At 67.3% G+C, this 22,504-nt stretch carries 8 protein-coding genes and 1 tRNA gene; 3 read left to right on the plus strand and 6 right to left on the minus strand.

Features of this window, described 5'->3' with window-relative positions:
- Nucleotides 1-17 precede the first annotated feature (17 nt).
- Together AC51BJ_RS14090 and AC51BJ_RS14095 are read left to right on the plus strand one after the other, a co-directional pair.
- A complete protein-coding gene (locus AC51BJ_RS14090; RefSeq protein WP_496280641.1) occupies nt 18-9,659 on the plus strand; it encodes a beta strand repeat-containing protein in 9,642 nt (3,213 codons plus the stop codon).
- A gap of 11 nt (nt 9,660-9,670) precedes the next feature.
- Nucleotides 9,671-10,450 (plus strand): FecR family protein, encoded by a 780-nt coding sequence (locus AC51BJ_RS14095; RefSeq protein WP_496280642.1) that lies wholly within the window; start codon nt 9,671-9,673, stop codon nt 10,448-10,450.
- A 43-nt stretch (nt 10,451-10,493) separates the two neighbouring features.
- Here the strand turns inward: AC51BJ_RS14095 and AC51BJ_RS14100 are convergent, their stop codons facing one another.
- Both AC51BJ_RS14100 and AC51BJ_RS14105 read right to left on the minus strand, forming a co-directional pair.
- Complete coding sequence (locus AC51BJ_RS14100; protein WP_430435277.1) at nt 10,494-11,207, minus strand: DsbC family protein; 714 nt, start codon at nt 11,205-11,207, stop codon at nt 10,494-10,496.
- A 48-nt stretch (nt 11,208-11,255) separates the two neighbouring features.
- Nucleotides 11,256-12,422: a UbiH/UbiF family hydroxylase gene (locus tag AC51BJ_RS14105; RefSeq protein ID WP_496280643.1), complete on the minus strand. Its 1,167-nt coding sequence runs from the start codon at nt 12,420-12,422 to the stop codon at nt 11,256-11,258.
- 102 nt (nt 12,423-12,524) lie between these two features.
- Between AC51BJ_RS14105 and AC51BJ_RS14110 the strand changes: the two genes are divergently transcribed.
- Nucleotides 12,525-12,601 (plus strand) — tRNA-Met (locus tag AC51BJ_RS14110).
- A gap of 61 nt (nt 12,602-12,662) precedes the next feature.
- On the opposite strand, the gene AC51BJ_RS14115 is transcribed toward AC51BJ_RS14110, so the two are convergent.
- From AC51BJ_RS14115 to uvrA, 4 genes are all read right to left on the minus strand, one after another.
- A complete protein-coding gene (locus AC51BJ_RS14115; RefSeq protein ID WP_496280644.1) occupies nt 12,663-15,185 on the minus strand; it encodes a chemotaxis protein CheW in 2,523 nt (840 codons plus the stop codon).
- Nucleotides 15,186-15,401: 216 nt separating this feature from the next.
- Entirely contained in the window at nt 15,402-15,923 is a 522-nt protein-coding gene (locus AC51BJ_RS14120) for a PepSY domain-containing protein (protein WP_430435280.1), read from the minus strand.
- A gap of 206 nt (nt 15,924-16,129) precedes the next feature.
- Complete coding sequence (locus AC51BJ_RS14125; protein WP_425763323.1) at nt 16,130-16,651, minus strand: hypothetical protein; 522 nt, start codon at nt 16,649-16,651, stop codon at nt 16,130-16,132.
- A gap of 244 nt (nt 16,652-16,895) precedes the next feature.
- Nucleotides 16,896-22,439 carry an excinuclease ABC subunit UvrA gene (gene uvrA, locus AC51BJ_RS14130; RefSeq protein ID WP_496280645.1) on the minus strand — a complete coding sequence of 1,848 codons (5,544 nt, stop codon included), beginning with the start codon at nt 22,437-22,439 and terminating at the stop codon, nt 16,896-16,898.
- Nucleotides 22,440-22,504 lie beyond the last annotated feature (65 nt).

Below are 22,504 nucleotides of genomic sequence, written 5' to 3' on the forward strand. Positions count from 1 at the left end.
GCGGGTCGCACAACGCCGTGCGCGCCAACAACGTCATCGGCTACACCACCGCCCTCACCCTCGGTAGTGGCGTCACCGTCGCCGGCCCCAATGGCGGCTACGTCTACTTCGGCAACGGCGGCGTCAACAACGGCACCATCGTTGCGGGAAGTGCCGGCAAGGAAATCTCGCTGAACAGCTGGAATTCGTCCGACGTGTGGACCAACGCCGGCACGCTGCACCTCGCCGGCGGCCGCTTCCACGCCGGCGACAGCTTCATCAATACCGGCCTGCTGCGCGGCGCCGGAAACGTCGACGCCAGCGGACGCACGCTGACCAACTCCGGCACGATATTCGCCGAGGACGGCGTGCTGAACCTCACCGGCAATCTGGTGCTGACGGCGAGCGGAACGCTGCGCTTCAACATCGGCGGCGTCGAACGCGGGACCGGGCACGGCGCCCTCGACGTCAATGGCGCGCTGACCTTCGGCGGCACGCTGCAGGTCGCCCATACGAACGGCTTCACGCCGGACAGCAGCGAAGCCTTCCCGCTCATCCGCTACACCACGCGTTCGGGTACTTCGGTGTTCGCCGCGCTGAACGTGCCCGCGGGCTTCGGCTACGACAGTTTCTACGGCGTCGGCACCTATCTGCTGGCCACCGGCGAGGCGCTGCCGGGAGAGGTGAACGAGTGGGTGTCCAACAGCAACGGTGACTGGAGCACCGGCACCAACTGGTCGCTCGGCTTCGCCCCGAACAGCGCCTCGATGTCGGTGCTCATCGACCGCGTCGGCTACACGCCCACGGTCACCCTCTCGTCTGGCACCTGGACCGTCGGCGAGCTGATTTCGCAGGAACACCTGACCATCAGCGGCGGCTCGCTGACGGTGGTCGGCGAAACCATGGTCGCCGGCAACCTCACGCTCAACGGCAGCGGACAGCTGATCACGCAGGGACCGCTCGATCTCAACGCGGTGACGCTGAACAGCAGCAGTGCTTTCACGACGAACGCATCCGGTCACATCGCCAGCTTCGTGCAGAACAACGGCACCAGCACCTTCGCCGGTGCCGGGCTGGCGTTCGACGCGATCGACATCCGCGGCGGCACGGTCAACTACAACGCGGCACTCGCGATGCCTTCGTCGCTGCTGCGGGTGGCTGGCCACACCGCCAATCTGAACGCCGACCAGGGACAGACGCGGATCGAGGTGGTGTCGGGCACCTTGAACCTGAACCTGAGCAGCTTGAGTTCCGACGTCGCGCTCAGCGGCGGCACCCTGAACGTTGCCGGCTCGACCGCAGCAAGCGGCGACTTCGACTGGACCGGCGGCAACATCGGCGGCGGCGGCACCTTCACGCTGAGCGGCGTACTGAACGTGGGCGGCGGCAGCAACTCCTTCGGGCTGAACGACACGACGCTGGTACACACCAATGCCAGTGGCAACAGCCGCATCGCCAAGACGGGCGGCTATTTCTACCTGAGCGGAAGCAGCGAACTGCGCAATGCCGCTGGCGCCGTGCTGACGGTGGATACCAGCGGCGGCAACTTCGGCACCTACTACAGCAGCGGCGCAGGCGGGACCTTGCACAACCAGGGCACGCTGAACAAGACCGGCGGCGGCGCCCTCTACATCTACAACCCGACCCGCCTGCAGCAGGCCGGTCAGCTCAACCTCCAGCAGGGCAGCATCATCGTCCAGGGCGGCAGCGGCCATCTGCTGTCCGGCAACACCACACTGGCGGACGGTACCGCGCTGCAGCTCACCAGTTCGCACTCCAGCACGATCAGCGCCACAGCGCGCTTCGCCGGTGACGGTCAGCTTCTGAACGAGGGCGGTACGTTGACGCTGGCCGATGGCGCCCGCATCGACGTGGCCTACACGCAGGCATCCGGCACGCTGTCGCTGACCGGTTCGGCGACGATGAACGACGACTTCGTCTGGAACAGCGGCACCGTGCGGGCAGCCGATCTGGTCACCGCAGGGACACTGACGCTGAATGGCGCATTCATTCAGAGCGGCAACACCACGGTCTATCTGCGCGACGGCCTGCAGATGCTGCACACGAACACAGCCGGCGAAAGCCGCATCGCCAATGCGTCGAGCAGCGGTTTCAACGTCGAGAATGGTGCCGTTTTCCGCAATACCGGCGTGCTGACGCTGGATACCGCCGGCGCCGGCAGCATCATGTACATTGACCACGACTCGGGCAGCGGAGGTCGCTTCGAGAACGCCGGCACCTTGGTGAAGAGCGGCGAAGGTCGCGTGGATTTCGGCAGTTACGGCTCACTCGCCTTCGACCAGAACGGCAGCTTCGCGGTGAATGCCGGCACGGTAGAGTTCGGTGGAACATCGATCGCGCTCGGCGGCAGCATGACGATCGCCGACAATGCACGCGTTCTGGTGCGCGCCGGGAGCACGACCACCGCCAGCGGCTTCGCCTTCAATGGCGGCGGCGTTCTGGCCGTCGGCAGCGGTACGCTGGTACTGGGCCATGGCACGACGGTCGCAACCGACCTCGAACTGAGCGGCGGCACGCTGTCCATCGGCAGCGCAAACACCGCCGAGGTGACCGGCGACCTGAGCTGGACCGGCGGCACGATCAACGGTGGCGGTACGCTGACGCAACGTGGCCGCTTCCTGCAGACCGGCAACACGACGGTCTATCTGCGCGACGGCACATTGCTCGACCACGTCAATTCGAGCGGCGCCAGCCGCATCGCCAACACATCGGCCAGCGGCTTCAATCTGGAGAACGGCGCCGTGTTCCGTAACAGCGGCGTACTGCGGCTGGACGTGGCCGGCAGCGGCAGCGTCATGTACATCGACCACGACGCCGGCAGCGCGGGCAGCTTCGTGAATACCGGCACGCTGATCAAGTCGGGCAGCGGCCGCCTCGACTTCGGCAGCTTCGGCCTGGCCACGCTGACGCAGAACGGTACGCTGCAGATCGAACAGGGGCGCGTCACGCTGGGCGTGATCAGCACGGGATCACCGGCCCACCTGCTCGCTGGCAGCCATGTCATCGGCGGCGCCGGCAGCCTCGAAATCGTCACCGCCCCTGGCAACAACGTGACGGCCAACGCGACCGCGACGGCAACCTTCTCCGGCAGCGGTCCGCTGGTGATCAGCGGCGGTACGCTGATGCTGGCCGATGGCCTCGACCTCGGCATCACCGTACGTCAGAGCGGTGGCCATCTTGCAGGCAGCGGCAGCAATGAGCTGTCGGGGCGCTATGAATGGACCGGCGGCGATGTCAGCGGCAGTGGCACGCTGACCGTGAGTGGCGTACTCCAGATTTCCGGCAACAGCTCCTTTGGCCTGGACGGCCGCTCGATGGTACATACCAACGCCTCGGGCAACAGCAGCCTCTACAAGCCGGGCGGCTACTTCTATCTCGGCGGCAACGCCACCTTCACGAATGCCGCCGGCGCGACGCTGTACATCGATACGGCCAGCAATACCAACGCCGGCGCGTGGTATCAGAGCGGCAGTGCCGGCAGTTTCGTCAATGCCGGCACGCTGGTGAAACAGGGCAACGGCACCTTCAACTTCTGGAGCCCGATCCGCTTCATCAACACCGGCAGCTTCACCGTGGCACAGGGCGCTGTCATGGCCGACGGCTTCACGAACAACCCGGGTGTGCTGCAACTGCTGTCCGGCACGAGCTTCAGCACCAGCGGCAGCGCACTGACCAGCACCGGCACCATCGCCGGCCACGGCACGCTGATCGTCGGCAGCACCGGTCTGCTGAATCGAGGCGTCGTCGCGCCGGGCGGCGCGAACAGCATCGGCACGCTGCGCATCACCGGGCAGTATGTGCAGGCCGCCGACGGCACACTGCAGATCGAGCGCGGCAGTGCCGGCACCGACGCACTGATCGTCAGTGGCGCGGCCACGCTGGGTGGCACGCTGGCTGTCACCCAACTGGCCGGCTACCAGCCGACTGCGCTGCAGACCGACATCGTCAGCGCCAACACACTGAGCGGCAGCTTCGCCAGCGTCACGCTGCCGTCCGGCTACAGCACGCTGACGGTCGGCAACCGTCACGTGCTGAGCTACGCTGGCGCGATCTGCGGCGGCGTCTGCTGGGATGGCGGCGCCGGTACGCTGCTGTGGACGGACGCCGCGAACTGGACCACCGATCTGCTGCCGGGCATCACCGACCTCGTGTTCATCGATCTCGAAAACGGCGTCAATGTGCAGCTCACCGGCGGCGCGCACACCATCTCGTCGCTCACGACGACCGCCGGCAACACGCTGACGATCAGCGGCGGCACGCTGACGGTCAGCGGCGGCGCGAACGGTCAGGCGGTGTCGACGTTGGCCGGCGATCTTACGATCGGCGGTGGCAGCTTCACCGCCAACGCGCAGACCTCGATCGCCCGCCTGCTGCTGTCCTCGGGCAGCTTCGGCGGCTCGGGCGCGGTCACCTTCACCGGCACCGGTTCGAGCTGGACCGGTGGCGACATGGTCGGCAGCGGCAGTTCCATCTTCGCCGCCGGGTCGACCTTCGAATACTCAGCCGGCACGCGCAGTTCGACGCGACGCGTCGACATCCGCCAGGGCGCGACCGTACGCAACGCGAGCGGATCGATGACGCTGACCGGCGGCGCGACCAACGCCGGCGTCATCGACGTCGCGCTCGGTGCCACCGTGCGTTACGGCGGCAGCGCGAGCTACCTGCTCGACACGACCGGCCAGTTCGACGGCGGCGGTCGCATCGAATTCATCGAGTCGGCGATCGCCACCGCGGCGTCGACCGCACCGGCCATCGCCGACGGCAGCTTCGCCGTGCGCGTGCAGGACTCGGCCCGCTTCACGATGACGGCGCCGACCTCGATCGCCAATCTCGAACTGGCCGGCAACGCCCAGGTGATTGCCCAGGCCGGCTTCCAGGCGGCGAACCTTACGCAGACCGGCGGCACACTGACGGTGAACGCAGCGTCGGCCATCGGTCGCTACAACTGGAACGGCGGCACCTTCGCCGGCAGCGGCAGCGCCACACTCACCGGACAGAGCGGCTGGACGCGCGGCACCCTGACCGGCAACCTTGTCGTCGCCAATGGGGCCACACTGACCCTCAGCACCACCGGCAGCGACGACGTGCAGGGCACCAGCTACAAGCGCTTCGGCGCCGGCACGCTGAGCAACTTCGGCACGCTGGCCTGGCAGGAAGGCCACATCGACGTCGTCGGCAACGCCCGCGTCGACAACGCGGGGCTGGTCGACATCACCGGCAACTTCAGCTTCGGCGACCGCTCGGTCGGCGTCGGCACGCTGACGCTGAACAACCTCGCCAGCGGCACCATCCGCAAGAGCGGCGGCGGCGAAACCAGCATCGGCACCCTCGGCATCCCCGGCGGCACCGCGAACTACGCCAACGTGATCAACGACGGCGACATCATGGTGGAGAGCGGCAGCCTGCGCTTCGGCATCGGCTATTCCGGTGCGCCGGGCGGCGGCACCTTCGTGCATAACGGTCGTCTCGACGTGGTCGCCGGCGCCCTGCTCGAATTCGGCGGCAGTCTCACGCATAACGGCAGCAGCTTCATAGACAGCGGTGCGACGCTGCGCCGGATCGGCGGTTTCACCAACGCCGCCAGCGGCCTGATCGAAGGCTTCGGCACGGTGGACGTCGGCGCGGGCAACACCTTGCGCAACGACGGCACGATGCGCATCGGCGATCTGTTCAATGGCGTCTACACGCACGGCACGATGCGGGTGACCGGCAACTACGTGCAGGGCAGCGGCGGCCGGCTGCTGATGGCCATCGGCGGCAACGCCGCCGGCGAGTACGACCAGCTCGCGGTCAGCGGCAGCGCGACGCTCGGCGGCGCACTGGTCGTATCGGAAGCGCCGGGCTACGTTCGCGAAACAGTGGCCATCGACCTGATCACCACCGGCGCCGGCGTGAGCAGCAGCTTCGCCACGGTGACCCTGCCGGACGCCGGCTACACGAGCACACAGAGCGCCAACGCGCTGCGCCTCAGCTTCAATGCCATCGCCTGCGGCGGCATCTGCTGGGACGGCGGCGCAGGCACCAATCTTTGGACCGATGCCGCGAACTGGACCGGCAATGTGCTACCCGGCCTGAACGATCTCGTATTCATCAGCCTGGCCAGCGGTGGCCAGGTCATGCTGACCGGGGGCGACCAGCGCATCGCGGGGCTCAACACGGTCGCCGGCAGCACACTCACCATCACCGGCGGTGCGCTTACCATCACCGGCCAATCCACTAACGGCAGCGTCGCGTCCGCGGTGGCGGGCGACCTGGTGCTGAGCGGCGGCACGCTCAACGTCGGCGGTCAGGCAAGCTTCGCCGGCCTCCGTCAGATCGGCGGCTTCAGCCAGTTCGACGGCAACGTGACGGTCAGCCGGCTCGCGCTCTCCGGCGGCGAGGGCGTGACCCTGCGCACCAATGGCAGCCTCACCGTCAGCGACACGTTCGACTGGCGCGACCAAGCCGACCTCGACGGTGCGGGCATCTTCACCACGGCCGGACTCACCACCGCCACCGGCTCCGGCGGACTGGGTTTCGGCATTAGCGTGGACTGGCACAACAGCGGCACCTTGCGTCTGGCCAGCGGCGCACTGCTGCACTTCTATTCGACCAGCGACGGCGATGGCGGGGCGCTGATCAACGAAGCAGACGGGGTGATCGACCTGTCCGACGGCAACGCGCTCGCGCTAGGAACCCACAGCGGCCCGCTGTCGCGCTTCGTCAATGCCGGCACCTTGATCAAGGGTGGCGGAGGTGAGCAGCGGCTGGAAGGCAACTACAGCTTCGACAATCTCGGCTCGGTGCAGGTCAATGGCGGCCGTCTGGACATCCGCGTGTCGAACGCCGACCGCGCCACCGACACCGGCCGCTACACCAACAACGCGACGCTGGCCTTCGGCGCTGGCCGGCGCACGCTGGGGGCGGGCAGCGACATCGACGGTGCGGGCACGGTCGAGTTCTCCGGCGCACAGGTAAACGTCAGTGGCAGCTACACCGTCGCCGGCACCGGCACCACGCGCATCAACGCCGGCCGCGCCGACTTCGCCCAGGCGCTCAACTTCGCCAACACGCTGACTGTGCGCGGCGGCGTGCTGAACTTCAACGGCAGCACTCGTCTGAACCGGCTTGACATGGACTGGGTCGCTGGGGACCTGGCGAACTATTCGGTGCTCGGCGGTACCGGCACGCTCACCTTCACCGGCAGCGGATCGACCATCGCCGACGGCGTGCTGGCCAACGGCATCGTGAACGGATACGACGCCGCTGTAGGTCCGCTCTACGTCCAGACGCCGTCCATGCCGCGCAATGTCACGATCGCCAGCGGCGCGTCGCTCAATGTCGGAGGCCAGCAGTACGCTGACCTGTCGGGCATCGCGCTGAACAACCAGGGCAGGCTGTCGCTGGTGAACAACATCCACCTGCACGGCGACAATACGATAGACAACGCGGGTCTGCTCGAAATGGGCAGCGCCGGCACCGCTCTCGGCCAGGTTGCCGACGTGGCCTGGAATGCGCCGGGCAGCCTGCTCATTCGCAACAGCGGCACGCTGGAGAAGCGGCTGGACGGCTCTTCCGTTTTGGCCGCCTCGCTGCAGAACGCCGGTACGATCGACCTTTACGCCGGCGCGCTGGAACTCAGCGGCAATTACGAGCAGGGCGCCGGAGCCACGCTGGTGTCCCGCATCGGCTTCGGAACGACCGGGCGCCTGCAGGTCGGCGGCACGGCCACCCTCGCCGGCACGCTCGAGGTCAGCGAAGCGGGCGGCTACAGCCGCGTGGGCGTCGACACCAACATCGTCCAGGCCGATGGCGGCCTGATCGGCCGCTTCACCACGCAGCGCCTGCCGGCCGACTATACCCTTGCCACTTCGGCCAACCGTCTGAACCTCCGCTACATGTTGATCAGCTGTGGCGGCATCTGCTGGGACGGCGGCGGCGGCACGTCGAACTGGATGGACGCGGCGAACTGGACTGGTGACGCGCTGCCGGGCCTGAACGACCTGGTGTTCATCAACCTTGCTGGCGGCGCCAACGTCGTGCTGAACGCGAACCCGGCCCTTACGCTGGCCGGGCTGACCATAGGTGACGCCAACTCGCTGACGCTGACCGGTGGCACGCTGAATGCGCCGACCACGATCCTGAATGGCGGAACCTTGTCGTTGACCGGCGGCACGCTGAACTTCGGTGACGCACTGAACAACGCCGGTACGCTGAACTACGCCGGTGGGGCGCTGACCGGAAATCTGTTCACCAACAGCGGCACGCTGAACGTGCTGCCGGGTAGCGGCGGCAATCTGACGACGACACGGCTGAACAACACCGGCAGCATCGTCGTCGACGCCAACCGCACGGTCGAGTTCGGCAGCGGCGGCGGCATGATCTTCGCGAACGACGGCGACGTGCAGGTACGCAGCGGCACCCTATCGGTGCTTGCTCACGACACCGATCTGTCGGGTCCCCGCGCCGACAGCGGCGACTATACGGTCGACGCCGGCGCCACGCTGCGCTTCCGCGATGCCTTCCGCGACTTCGGCCCCGGTTCGTCAATCACCGGTGCCGGCGACGTCGAATTCACCGCTTTCTCCGGCGGCCTGTTCAACGTCAATGGCGTCTATTCGGTCGGCGGCACTACACGCGTCAGCGGCAACACGCTCGTCAATTTCAACAGCAACGCCAGCTTCGGTTCGCTCGCCGTGGCCGGCAACATCGGCGGCACCGGTACGCTGACCGTTGCCGAGAACCTCGTCTGGACCTCTGGTTCGATCGGCGGCGCCGGCCGCAGTGTCATCGTCAATGGCGATGCGCTGCTCGACGGCGCATCGCTCAACCTCGCCGGCGCGCGCCTGACCATTGCCGACAGCGGCCTGATCGATGCCGGCACCCGGGTCAACATGAGCGGCGGCGCGCAACTCATCGTCGCCACAGGCGCGTCGCTCGGGGTCGGCAGCAACGCCGCGGTCGGCGGCAGCGGCAGTCTGGTGAACCGTGGCACGCTCGAAGGTACGGTGGGTGGCGGCAGCTCGAACATCGGCGTGCTGCTGTCCAACTTCGGTGAAGTGAGCGCCAGTTCGGGCAATCTGGGCCTGACCGGCGGCATCGCGAATACCGGCGCCGGCAGCTTCGTCATCGGTGCCGACGCGACGATGGAACTGGGCGGCGACCTGCCACCGGACATCTTCGACCGCATCGGCGGCGCCGGCACGCTGAGCTTCTCCCCGACCTCGCAGCCGGTGATCAACCGCAGTTACGCCGCGCAGGGTGGCACGCCATTCAGTTTCAGTCTGCGCTCGGGCGCCGTGCTGACCGGTCTGCCGCAGAACGGCACGGTCAGTGGCGAAGCGGCGGGCTGGATCTACACGGCGAACGCTGGCTTCAACGGCACTGACAGCGCCCGCTTCACGTTGAGCCTGGGCAGCGGCACGGCCGTGTTCAACATCAGTTTCGCCGTCACCTCGGAACCGGCCGTGACGCAGCCGCAGGTTCAGGTGATCGCCACCACGCTGCTGCCGGAAGTGTTCCAGCCGCCGCGCATCGTGCTACCGGCGACGCCGCCGCAGGTCAGCGCACCGATCAATGTCGCAAGCGTGGATGCACTGAGCGACATCGCCACCGCATCGGGCCCGCAATTCGACCAGCCGCTGCGCGACTTCCGCGCCAGCCGCCTGCAGTGCCGTTAAGGAGTCCGTCCATGAACGCCCGCACCCTCGACCCTCGCCTGCTCGTGCTGACCGCGGCATTCGTCGCCGCGCCACTGGCTGCGCAGACCACGCCGACACCGGCCGCCGGCCGCGTGAGCTATCTGTCCGGCACGATGTACGTGCAGACCGCCGACAACAAGACGCGCATCCTCGGACGCGATTCGTCGATCTACACCGGCGACGTCATCACCACTGAAAAGACCACGGTGGCGCGCATCGAATTCGGTGACGGCTCGTCGCTCGCGCTGAAGCCACGCAGCCAGGTGAAGATTGACGGCTACGCCTTCGACGAGGCGAAGCCCGAGAAGGACAGCCTGCTGTACAGCCTGGTCAAGGGCGGCCTGCGTGCGGTGACCGGCCTGATCGGCAAACGCAATCGCGAGGGCTACCGCGCGAGCACGGTGACGGCCACGATTGGCATCCGCGGCACGCGCTTCGGCATGCTGTTGTGCGACGAGAATACGAAGGATGACCCCGCCTGCATCAAGGCGCTGGAGGAGGCAAAGGACGGAAAACCCGGCGAACCGGCGCTGGTGTTCGACGTCGAGGAAGGCAGCATCGAAGTGAAGAACGACGCCGGCAGCAAGACCTTCGAAGTCGGTCAGGCGGGCGTCGTGTCGAGCAGCAAATCGGCGCCGCAGCCGCTGCCCGAAGATCCGGGCCTGAACGAGTCGTTGCCCTCGTCCACCGCGGCCCGCCCCGGTCCGGCCGGCATGAATGGCAGCACCGGCCTGGGCAGCGATTCGGACGCCTCCTGCACGGTGCAGTAAGCATCCGGCACGGGGCCGACGGCCCCGCCGGCAGCGGCTGCCCTTATTTCACGCCCGCCATGCGCTTTTCGAGCTGCGCCACCGGCACGTAGCCCGGAATGCGCTCGCCATTGCTGAGGAAGATGGTCGGCGTGCCGCGCACGCGGTACTTCTCGCCCAGCGCAACCGACTTCTGCAGACCGGCGGTGTCGCAGGATGCAGACGCGGCAGCCGGCGCGACGTTGGCGGTCATCCAGTCGCTCCACGCCTTCTGGCGGTCACCGGCGCACCAGATCGCTTCCGACTTCTTCTGCGAATCCGGGCCGAGAACCGGCGTCAGGAAGGTGTAGACGGTCACGTCGTTCAGCGTCAGCAGTTCCTTCGCCAGCTTCTTGCAGTAGCCGCAGTTCGGGTCTTCGAAAGTGGCGATGACGCGCTTGCCGTTGCCGCGCACCTGCTTGATCGCGACGTCCAGCGGCAGCTCGGCGAAGTTGATCGCCGACAGCTGGTTCACGCGTGCCTGCGTGATGTTCTGGCGCGTCTTCGCGTCGAGGATTTCGCCGAGGATGAGGTAGTTCGCCTTCTCGTCGGTGTAGAGGATCTCTCCGCCGACGCGCACTTCATACAGACCCAGATACGGCGTCTTGGTGACGCCTTCGACCTTGGCACCGGCGCCCAGCGTGGACTCGACTGCGGCCTTGATCGTGTCTTCCGGCCCCGCCCAGGCGGTCGATGCAGCCAGTGCGCACAGCAGCGCTGCGGTGTGCTTGATGGACATGTAGTTTCCTTGTGAGAGCGCGCATCATTGCGCGCCGGTTGTGAGTACTCAGCCGAGTGCGTAGCGTACCAGCGCATTCCTTACGACAGGCAGGCGCCGGGTCAGGTTCAGTCCGCTGTTGCGCAACCAGGACAGCGCCTGCCACTGCGGCCGGAACAGCTCGTGCAACGCGTGCGTGGTGAGCTGCATCGCATTCACCTCTTCCGCCCGCTTACGTTCGTAACGACGCAGCAGACGCACGTCGCCGAGCACGCTGCGGTCGGCGTCCGCCAGCACTTCGGCCAGCACGCGCACATCGGCAAACCCCAGATTGACGCCGTGGCCGGACAGCGGATGGATCGCATGCGCCGCGTCGCCGACCAGCGCGACGCCGGGCGCGACCACCTTGGGCACCTGCATCAGCCGCAGCGGAAACCCCGCTGCCGGCGTCACCAGTTCGAGCGCACCGAGCACGTGGTCGCCCGCCGCTGCCACCTGCGTCGCCAGCGTAGCGGGGTCGTATTGCAGCAATTCGCGCGCGGTCGCTTCCGGTGCGGACCACACCATGGACATGTGCTGATCGGGCAGCGGCAGGAACGCCAGCACGCCGTCCGGCCTGAACCATTGCCAGGCGGTGCCCAGATGCGGTTTCTCGCAGCGGAAGTTGGCGACGACGCCCAGTTCCTCGTAATCGGTGAGGCGTGCTTCCAGCCCCGCCTGCGCGCGCACCCAGGAATTGACGCCATCGGCGCCGACCACCAGCGCGGCGTCGAGCACCCGACCGTCCTCCAGCGCCAGCCGCGAGCGACCGTCGGCGACGGTCAGCGACAGCGGCCGCGCCGGACACAGCAGTGTCACGTTGGCCTGCCGCTTGACGCCTTCCCACAGTTCGCGCGCGATCAGGCTGGATTCGGCGATCCACGCCAGTTCGCCGACACCGACGTCGAAGGCGGAAAAGTCGAGCCGCGCGCCGCGGTCGCCGAACACCTCGATGCGCGTCATCGGCTGCAGGCGGCCGCTGTCCAGATGCGCCCAGGCGCCGACCGCGTCGAGAAAGCGCGCACTCGACGGACTGACCGCATACACCCGCGCGTCCCAGCCACCGACCGGCCACTCGGGCATGCGCCCCTCGACCAGCGCCACCGACAACTGCGAGCGGCGCAAGGCCGCGCACAGTGCGAGGCCGGGCAGGCCTGCACCCACCACCACCACATCGAATTCAAGGTCCCGCTGCATCTGTGCGAACCCATCCAGGAGAAATCAACCCGCGATTGTCCGGCCGCTGCGCCGTCCTTGACAAGTACCGGTGTCTAAACGACAATCCGCGTCCTTTCGCGTGGTGATGTAGCTCAGTTGGTTAGAGCGACGGATTCATAATCCGTAGGTCGAGGGTTCAAGTCCCCCCATCACCACCACTCCGGTTGCAGAAGAAAGCCCGATCCGCAGATCGGGCTTTTTTTCGTCCTGCCCCCGCGATCAGGCACTCAACACTTCGTCCTGCAGCATGCAGTCAGCGTCCGACAGCTCGCCGCGGACCTGGTCGCGCAGCATGTCGTACAGCGCGTCGAGGTCGAGTGCGGACACCAGCGGACGGTCGCGGCCGGTGATGATGAGACGGTCGAGCCAGCGGAAGCGCCCGGCAACCATCTCGGGCACCGGCCGGATGTCGTTCGGGCCGCACTCGGTCACGCTGATCAGATCGTCCACCACCAGCCCGAGGCGACCACGCGCACTGTGCGTGACGACGACGTGACCGCGACCGTCGGCGCGCGGCAGGTCGAAGAACACCCGCAGATTGACCACCGGCACATGTTCCAGCCCGCCCGCATCGTCGAGCGGCAGCACGCCGGCCACCAGTCCTTCGCCGCTGCCGATCCGGCGTACGCGATCGATGTCGGCCGCCTCCAGCACCTGGCTGGCGCTCACCGCGAGGTGCCGGTCGTCGAGGCGGAACACCGCGAACTCCTCGCCCTCGCCCGGGCGCACGCTGCTCTCGGCCTCGCCCGTGCCGGCCGCGTTGTCGCTGCGGCCCCCGGAGACCTCCGGCAACGCCAGCGCGACGACGGCGACCAGATCGTTGCGGTAATCGCCGGTGGTCTTGTATTCGCGATAGCCCGCCGACAGCGCGACACCGGCCATATGGCGCACGCCGTCGAAATCGATCAGCGCGTGGCGACTGGCGCCTGCGTCGAGACCGACGGCGAGCTCACCCAGATCCAGCCGGCTTCCCGGCGCGAGATCCTGTCGCGTGCTGGCGACGACGCGACCATCGCGCTCGCAGAAGGCGGCCCACACGCCATCGCGCGCCGGCAGCAGCTCGCTCAGCATGGCCCTGAATTCGCGCGCCGATTCGAACACGATGCCGATGCCGCCGACCACGCGCGTGTCGTCGGCCGGCGCGCGGATGGCCGCATGGTAGATGTAGGTGGGCGCGTCGCGATGCAGCGGACTGGCTTCGAAGGGCGACACGGCATAGCTCTGCGTGCTGGTCAGCCGGTTCACCGCATCGACGACACGCCCGTCGACCTGCCGGCCGATGGTGTCGTCCACCGCGCCGGACAGCGTGCTGGAGGCGACGATGCGCCCGTCTGCGCCATAGACGAACAGCCGGTCGTACACCGTGTAGAGCCGGTTGATGTCGTCGAGCAGTGCACCGAGCGATGCGCCGCCGCGACCGCTGGCGAGCGCCTCGCGCAAGGCCGGCGCCAGCGCCCACCAGCGGCAGTCGTTGGCGCGCTCGTAAAGATTGCGATCCATCACGTCCATCATCAGCCGCGACACGAACTGCAGATCCTGCAGCGTCGACGACATGATGGTGTCGGACAGCGCGGCCAGCGCACGCGAAAACACTGCGCGCATGCGCTCGCCGGTTTCGCTGATCTGCTGCAGCATGGACTTCAGCTTCAGCGAATCGCCACGACGTCCGCCGGCCATCACCTGACCATTCCAGACGACCCGGTTCAGCGCGTCCTTGATCGCCCCCGCCTGCGCCTCAATGGCCGCCAGCTCGCTGCAGTTCAGGCCGGAGGACTGTGCCCCCGCCCCCTGCAGTGCGACCGCCTCTTCGCGAAAGGCCGATTCGGCCGGCACCATGACATGGCCGCGCCAGCCCGGGCCCGCGTAGCCCTGGTAGCCGGTCGCCTCGCAGGTGCAGGCGATGTACTCGCGGCCGCCGAAGTCGATCAGCGCACCGTCGGCGCCGGTGGCGGCCTCCGGTGTGCGGCCCAGCGGCACGTGGTCGGGATCGCTGCTGGCGATGACGTGTCCGTCGGCATCGAGCAGCAGCATGACCGCCCGATCGCGCGGGCGACGGAAGGTACGGAAGATGCCGGCCATTTCGTCGTCGAAACGGAAGGACAGACAGAGCACGCCAAGCGCCCGCCCGTCGGTATCGTCGATGCGTCGCGCGTACACCAGCGCCCGCTCGCGTCCCGGCAGCAGCGCGCAGTGCCCGAAGTGTTCGACGTAACCCGAGGCTGCGAGCGCGCGTTCGAGCAGCGCCGGATCGCCGGCCGTCGTCTCAGGCGACGCACCGATGGCCGCACGCACCTCGCCGCGCAGATCGAGCACGAAGATGGCGTCGTACACCGAGTACTTGCGGATGTATTCGTGCAGGCGCGCCTCCAGCCGCTCACGGCCGGTCGCGTCGGCGCGCAGGAAACTGCGGATGTCGTCGTCCGTCGCGAGAAAGCCGACATCGGCCGTGCGCTCGTACAGATTACGCACCACCACATCGACGACCGCGCGCGCCCTCGCACGCATCTGCAGCACCACCTTGTTGACGTTCTCGGCAGCCAGCGCACGCACCAGTTCGGTTTCCAGCCGCCCGAAGGCCTCGCGCGTGCTGGCCATGGCCGGCAGGATGGTTTTCGCCTCGGCCGGGCAGACCATCTTGGCCGTGGTCTCGATCAGTCGCCAGGTGAAGCGCAGTTCGGACAGTTCGCGCTCGCACGCGAGCACGCTGCGCATGTGTGGAAGCAAGGATTGCGGGCAGTACATCAGTCGCTCCGTTCTGGTGGATTACAGCTCAGAACGGCAACGAACTCTGGAAGTTAAGCAATTGATTGAAAATCACTTTTCAGGTGCATCAATGCACCACTTGGGCGCACTCCCGGCGTCTCGAAGAGGCAGCACGCCCTGTTGCAGGGCAAAAAAAACAGGGCGGTCGTGACCGCCCTGTTTCTCAGGCCCGCGCCGCAGACCTGCCGACCGGCATCACTCCTTGCCGATCTGCCACTTCTCGTCCGACTGTGACACCACTTCGCCGGATTCGGTATCGACTTCAAGCTTCACTTCCTTGCCGTCGGCGGTCTTGATGTCGAACTCGTAAGAGCCCTTGCCGTCCGGTTCGATCTCGTACTCGACCTCGACGATCTCACCCGGCACCTTCTTCAGCGCGATCTCGCGTGCCGCAGCCTCGTTCACCTTGGCGCCAGCGAACTTCGGGTGATCCTTGGTCACTTCTTCCTCGACCTCGACCACCTTGCCCGACTTGCCCGCGCACTCGACATCCCACGCCTTGCCATCGGGCGTCTCGATATCGAATTCGTAGATGTAACCTTCGCCGGCTTCCTTCTTCAGTTCGACCTTGATGATCTGGCCGGCCTTGGCCTTCAGAGCCGCCTTCATGCACTTTTCGAGACCTGCCGAGGTCTTCGGCATGTGATGCTCCGCGAATGCCGGCGCGGCAACGCCGGCAGTGATGAGCAGGGTAGCCAGCAGGTGAGCGCTCTTCATGGTGTGTTCTCCTTTTTCGGTATGCCAGAATGGGGTCCGCAGCGTGTTGCGCTGCAGTATCCGAAGTCTAGCCCTCGCCCGGGAAAGTTTCCCGGAAGCCGCTCAGAAGGGTGACAAATTGGGATATTTTCCCGGTCATACCGGGAAAATATCCCTGTTTCCCGGCACACAGTGTTCCCGGGTCGAACAGTGTGCACCCGCACCAATCAATCGCGCCCCCGGCCATTGCCGTTGCCATTTCCGTTGCCCGGACCGCCGCCGTGCCCACGTCCGCCCTTGTCGTGCTTGCCGCCGCGGTGATCGTCGTAGCCGCCACGGCGGTGATCGTCGCGGTCGTGCCGATCGTAATGCTGATGCCCGTCGTGATGATCGTGGCGCACCTCGCGATAGGCGTGACGCTCGCGGTAGCGCGGTACATAGACGTCGTTGTACCAGCTGTCCTGCACGAAGTAGACCGGGCGGCCACAGGCCTCGTAACGACCGCAGTACTTGCGCCAGTTCTTGGCATGGCCCGGCGGTACGTGCATATAGACCGGCGGCGGCAGATGCGGGCCAGACACGATGACCACCGGCTGCGGATAGATCAGACGCGGGCGCGGGTAGTAGTCGCCGATGTCGATATGGCCATAGAAGCCGGGCTGTCCGATCGAGATCGACACACCGACGTCGGCGGCCAGCGCCGGCAGCGCGGACAGGGCCAGAGCGGCAGTCATCATCATCTTTTTCATCGTCGTGTCTCCGCGTAGTGAACAGTGATTTCAACGGGTGCGGAGGGCTGGGCGCAGACTGCCACGTGTAATCGACATGCTTCAAATCGTTACCGGACGCGCGCCAGACTCCGGACCCGCTGTCACACCCTGCATTCTGGTTGGCGGCGGTCAGCCGGCTTGTAGGAATCGGCGAAGCCGGACGGCGGTGCCGGCCGACGTCGGTGACCCGAGTGGCCGACCGGCACTGAGAGCGTCCGCGTTGTCAGCGATGCCGCGCGGCGCGGAAACGCGCCAGTTCGCGCGCGGTGTGCGATGTGGCAGCCTGCGCCAGCAGATCGACCGGAGCCCCGGCGGCCACCACCCGGCCGCCGCCGTCACCGCCTTCCGGACCGAGGTCAATGATCCAGTCCGCCTCGGCCATCAGGTCGAGATCGTGCTCGATCACCACCACCGAATGACCGGCATCGACCAGCCGGTGCAGCACGCCGATCAGCTTGGCGATGTCGGCCATGTGCAGGCCGGTGGTCGGTTCGTCCAGCACGTACAGCGTGTGCGGATTGCCGCGGCCCCGCCGCGCGTTGGCGGGGTCATTCGGGTCGGCCGGCGACTTGGCCAGTTCGGTCACCAGTTTCATGCGCTGCGCCTCGCCGCCGGACAGCGTGGGGCTGTGCTGGCCCAATGTGAGGTAACCGAGGCCAACCTCCTGCATCAGCTTCAGCGTGTCGGCCAGCTTGCGGTGTGCGGCGAAGAATTCGACCGCCTCGTCCACGCTCATCGCCAGCACGTCGGCGATGCTCTTGCCGCGCCAGATGACGGCGCGCGTTTCCGAATTGAAGCGCGCGCCGTTGCACGCTTCGCACAGCACGCGCACGTCGGGCAGGAAGGACATTTCGATCTGCCGCAGCCCCTGGCCCTCGCACACCGGGCAGCGACCGGGGCCGGTGTTGAACGAGAAGCGCGCGGCAGTGAAGCCGCGTTCGCGCGCGTCCTGGGTGTCGGCGTAGAGCTTGCGTATCGCGTCCCAGAAACCGATATAGGTCGCCGGGCAGGAACGCGGCGTCTTGCCGATCGGCGTCTGGTCGACTTCGAGCACGCGGCCGAGCGCGCCCCAGCCTTCGATGTCGGTGCAGCCGGTGAGCGCAGCCTTCGGGTCGTTCAGCCGCTGCGCCACGCCGTCACGCAGCACGTCGCGCGCGAGTGAGGACTTGCCGGAGCCGGACACGCCGGTCATCACCACCAGCCGGCCGAGCGGCACCCGCACGTCCATGCCCTTCAGGTTGTGCAGCGTGGCGCCGCGTACGAGCAGCGACGGCGTGTCGTCGGCGACCGGACGCCGCGGTTTGAAACTGTGGTCCAGCGGACGGGCAAGGAAACGGCCGGTGATGGATTCCGGCTTCTTCGCCAGATCGCTGGCGTGGCCTTCGGCGATCACCTCGCCGCCGAGCCGCCCGGCGCCCGGGCCGAGGTCGATCACGTGGTCGGCGCGCAAAATCGTGTCCTCGTCGTGCTCGACCACCAGCAGCGTATTGCCCTTGTCGCGCAGCTTCACCAGCGTGTCGAGCAGCACCTGGTTGTCGCGCGGATGCAGGCCAATGGTCGGTTCGTCCAGCACATAGCAGACGCCGCGCAGGTTGGAGCCGAGCTGGGCAGCGAGCCGGATGCGCTGCGCCTCGCCACCCGACAGCGTGGGTGCGGCGCGGTCCAGCGACAGATAGCCGAGTCCGACTTCGCGGAGGAAGTGCAGCCGGCTGTTCAGCTCCGCGATCACGTCGCGCGCAATCTCGCCTTCGCGGCCTTCAAGCGACCAGCCGGCGATGGCGGTCTGCAGCGCCGATACCGGCTGCGCGCTCAGTTGCGCGATGGACTGGCCGAACAGCTTCACATTGCGCGCAACCGGGTTCAGCCGCTCGCCATGGCAGGCCGGGCATTCTTCCGGCTCGCCTTCCTGCCACTCGTTCCAGGTCGCTTCCTCGCCGGTCTGTTCGGCGTCGAAGCCCTGCAGCTTGAGGCCGGTACCCATGCACTTCGGGCACCAGCCATGTTTGGAATTGAACGAGAAAAGACGCGGATCGAGTTCGGCGAAACCGGTGCCGCAGCTCGGGCAGGCGCGCTGGGTCGAGTACACCTCGACGGTCGGTACCGGCGCGTCCGGCTGGCCCAGTCGGTCCAGCGGCGACATCAGGTGCAGCACGCCCTTGCCGTGTTCGAGCGCCTGCCGCACCGCGTCGCGCAGCGTGCGCTCGTCGCGTTCGTTCACGACGAAATCGCGGATCGGCAGTTCTATCGTGTGTTCCTTGAAGCGGTCGAGCCGCGGCCACGGCGAGGTCGGCAGGAATTCGCCATCGACCCGCAGATGCGTGTGGCCGTGCGACTTAGCCCAGCGCGCCAGTTCGGTGTAATAGCCCTTGCGGTTGATCACCAGCGGCGCCAGCAGACCGATGTGCTGACCGCGGCGCTCGCGCAGGATGCGCGCCACCATCGCGTCCTCGCTCTGCGGCGCGATCGCGCAGCCGCAGTCCGGGCAGTGCTGCACGCCCAGCTTCACGTACATCAGGCGCAGGAAGTGATAGATCTCGGTCTGCGTCGCGACCGTGCTCTTGCGGCCGCCGCGGCTGGTGCGCTGCGCGATCGCCACCGCCGGCGGAATGCCGAACACGCCGTCGACGTCAGGCTTGCTTTCCGGCTGAACGAACTGGCGCGCGTAGGCGTTAAGCGATTCGAGGTAGCGGCGCTGACCTTCGCCGAACACGATGTCGAAGGCCAGCGTCGACTTGCCGGAGCCGGACACGCCGGTCACCACGGTGAAGCGGTCGCGCGGAATGTCGACCTCGATGTTCTTCAGGTTGTGCTCGCGCGCGCGGTGCACGACGATGCTGTGCGCGGCGCGGGCGCGCAGCGCGCTGTGCGCCGCGTCCTGCTGTTCGACGGGCGCCACCTCGTGCGCGGCCAGCGAGAAGGTATCCACCAGGCGGTATTCCTCCAGCGCGCGCCCGGTGTGCGACGCGGCGCACGCTGTGATCTGCGCCGGCGTGCCTTCGAACACGAGCTGGCCGCCGTCCTCGCCCGCTTCCGGACCGAGGTCGATCAGCCAGTCGGCGGCTGCGATCACGTCGAGGTTGTGTTCGATCACCAGCACCGTGTGGCCGGCGTCGAGCAGCTTGCCGAAGGCACCGAGCAGGCGTGCGATGTCGTCGAAGTGCAGGCCGGTGGTCGGCTCGTCGAGCAGGAAGAGCTTGCCGCCGTCGCTCTTGTGCGCGCCCTTCGAACCCTTCACGCTGGCCGCTTCGGCGAGAAAGCCAGCCAGCTTGAGCCGCTGCGCCTCGCCGCCCGACAGCGTGGGCACCGGCTGGCCCAGCGTCACGTAATCGAGGCCGACATCGACCAGCGCCTGCAGGCCGGCCACCGCGTTGTCGGCGTGGCGGCGCAGCTTGGGTTCGAGATCGGCCAGATCGCGCAGCCAGTCCAGCGCGTCGCGCACGGTCATCGCCAGCACGTCGGAAATGCTTCGGCCGTCGAGCCTGATTTCGCGCACCTCGGCGCGGTAGCGTGTCGCGTCGCAGTCCGGGCAGCGCAGATACACGTCGGACAGGAACTGCATTTCGACGTGTTCGAAACCGGTGCCGCCGCAGGTCGGGCAACGGCCCTTGCCGGCGTTGAACGAGAAGGTGCCGGCGGTGTAGCCGCGCTGTTTCGCCTCGGCCTGCAGCGCGAACAGTTCGCGTACCGGGTCGAAGGCGCCGACGTGGGTGACCGGGTTGGAGCGCGCACTCTTGCCGATCGGCGACTGGTCCACCATGACCACGTCGGCGATGTGTTCCAGCCCTTCGAGCGCGTCGTGCTCGCCGGCCGTTTCGGTCGGCCGGCCGTAGTGCTTCAGCAGTGCCGGGTGCAGCACATCCTGGATCAGCGTGGACTTGCCTGAGCCGGACACGCCGGTCACCGCGACCAGACGGCCGAGCGGGATGGCGATGTCGACGTCTTTCAGGTTGTGCGCACGGGCGCCGCGCAGCACCAGGCGCGGCGTAGCGGCATCGACCGGCCGGCGGCTGCCGAGCGCGGCATCGACCTTGCGGCGGCCGGCCAGGTAATCGGCGGTCAACGTGTCGGCGCCGGCCATGGCGGCGGGCGCGCCGTCGAACACGATCTGCCCGCCGCGCGTGCCGGCACCCGGGCCGATGTCGAGCAGGCGGTCGGCGTGACGCATGATCTGCGGGTCGTGCTCGACCACCACCAGCGTGTTGCCTGCGTCCTTGAGCCGCTGCATCACGCCGATCACCCGCTCCATGTCGCGCGGATGCAGGCCAATCGACGGTTCGTCCAGCACGAACAGCGTGTTCACCAGCGAGGTGCCGAGCGCGGTGGTGAGGTTGATGCGCTGCACCTCACCGCCGGACAGCGTGCGCGACTGCCGGTCGAGGTTCAGATAGCCCAGCCCGACGGTGCACAGATAGCCGAGCCGGGTGCGGATTTCCGCCATCAGTTCCTCAGTGGCCGAATCCAGCGGCGGCGGCAGGTCCAGCGTGTCCATCAGCGCGCGCAGTTTCACCACCGGCCAACGCATCAGATCGTGGATGGAATGCCCTTCGATCTTCCACAGTGCCGCGTCCGGCTTGAGCCGGCTGCCGCCGCAGGCCGGGCACTCGGTGTAGGCCCGGTAGCGCGACAGCAGCACGCGGATGTGCATCTTGTAGGCCTTGGTTTCCAGCCACTCGAAGAAGTGACGCACGCCGTACCAGGTACCGGGCCAGGACTTCTGCCAGCTCTTCCACTTCGGATCGCCTTCGAGCACCCACTGCCGGTGCTCGGTCGACAACTCGTTGAACGGTACATCCAGCGGCACGCCGTACTTCGGCGCCAGCTTTTCCAGGTCAGTCTGGCATTCGCTGTAGGACTCGGTCTGCCACGGCTTCACCGCGCCACCGCGCAGCGTCTTGCGGCCGTCCGGAATGACCAGTCCGAAATCGATGCCGATGACACGGCCGAAGCCGCGGCAGGTTTCGCAGGCACCGATCGGCGAATTGAACGAGAAGGTGGCCGGCATGGCCGGGCTGTAGGCGATGTCGCAGTCGGCGCAGTGCAGCGTGTTCGAGAAGGCCCAGCGCTCGCCTTCGCCGTCGAGCAGCTGCACGTGCATGCGGCCGTGGCCCAGCTTCAGCGCCGCCTCGACCGCCTCGGCGATGCGCGACTCGCCGGCGTTGCCGGCGCGAAAGCGGTCCTGCACCACGTGCAGCTCACTGCCGTCGCGCGCGTGGATGCGGGTATAGCCCTGGCGCTCCAGCCAGCCCTGCACCTCGGCGTCGGTGAAGTTGTCGGGCACGGTGACCGGCGCCGTCAACGCCAGCCGCGGGTCACCGGCGGCGGCGGCACGTTCGGCGATCCGCTGCGCGATGCGGTCGGCGCTGTCGGCCTGCACCGGCTTGCCGCAGCAGCGGCAGTGCAGCGTGGACACGCGGGCGAACAGCAGCTTCAGATGGTCGTTCAGTTCGGTCATCGTGCCGACCGTCGAGCGCGAGGTGCGCACCTGATTGGTCTGGTCGATCGCGATGGCTGGCGGCACGCCTTCGATGCGGTCCACCTGCGGCGCGTCCATGCGGTCGAGGAACTGGCGCGCGTAGGGCGAGAAGGTTTCGACGTAGCGGCGCTGGCCTTCGGCATACAGCGTGTCGAACACCAGCGAGGACTTGCCGGAACCGGACACGCCGGTCACGACCGTCAGCTTGCCGAGCGGAAAATCGACGTCGAGGTTCTTCAGATTGTTCTGCCGCACACCGCGCAGGCGGATGGCGGCTTCGGGCACTGCGGCCACGGGACGATAGCTTTTGCGGGACACGATGGACGGAGTTCAGTGAGTTGGCCGCGAGCTTAGCAGCG

This window comes from Methyloversatilis sp. S146-33, from assembly GCF_059552495.1.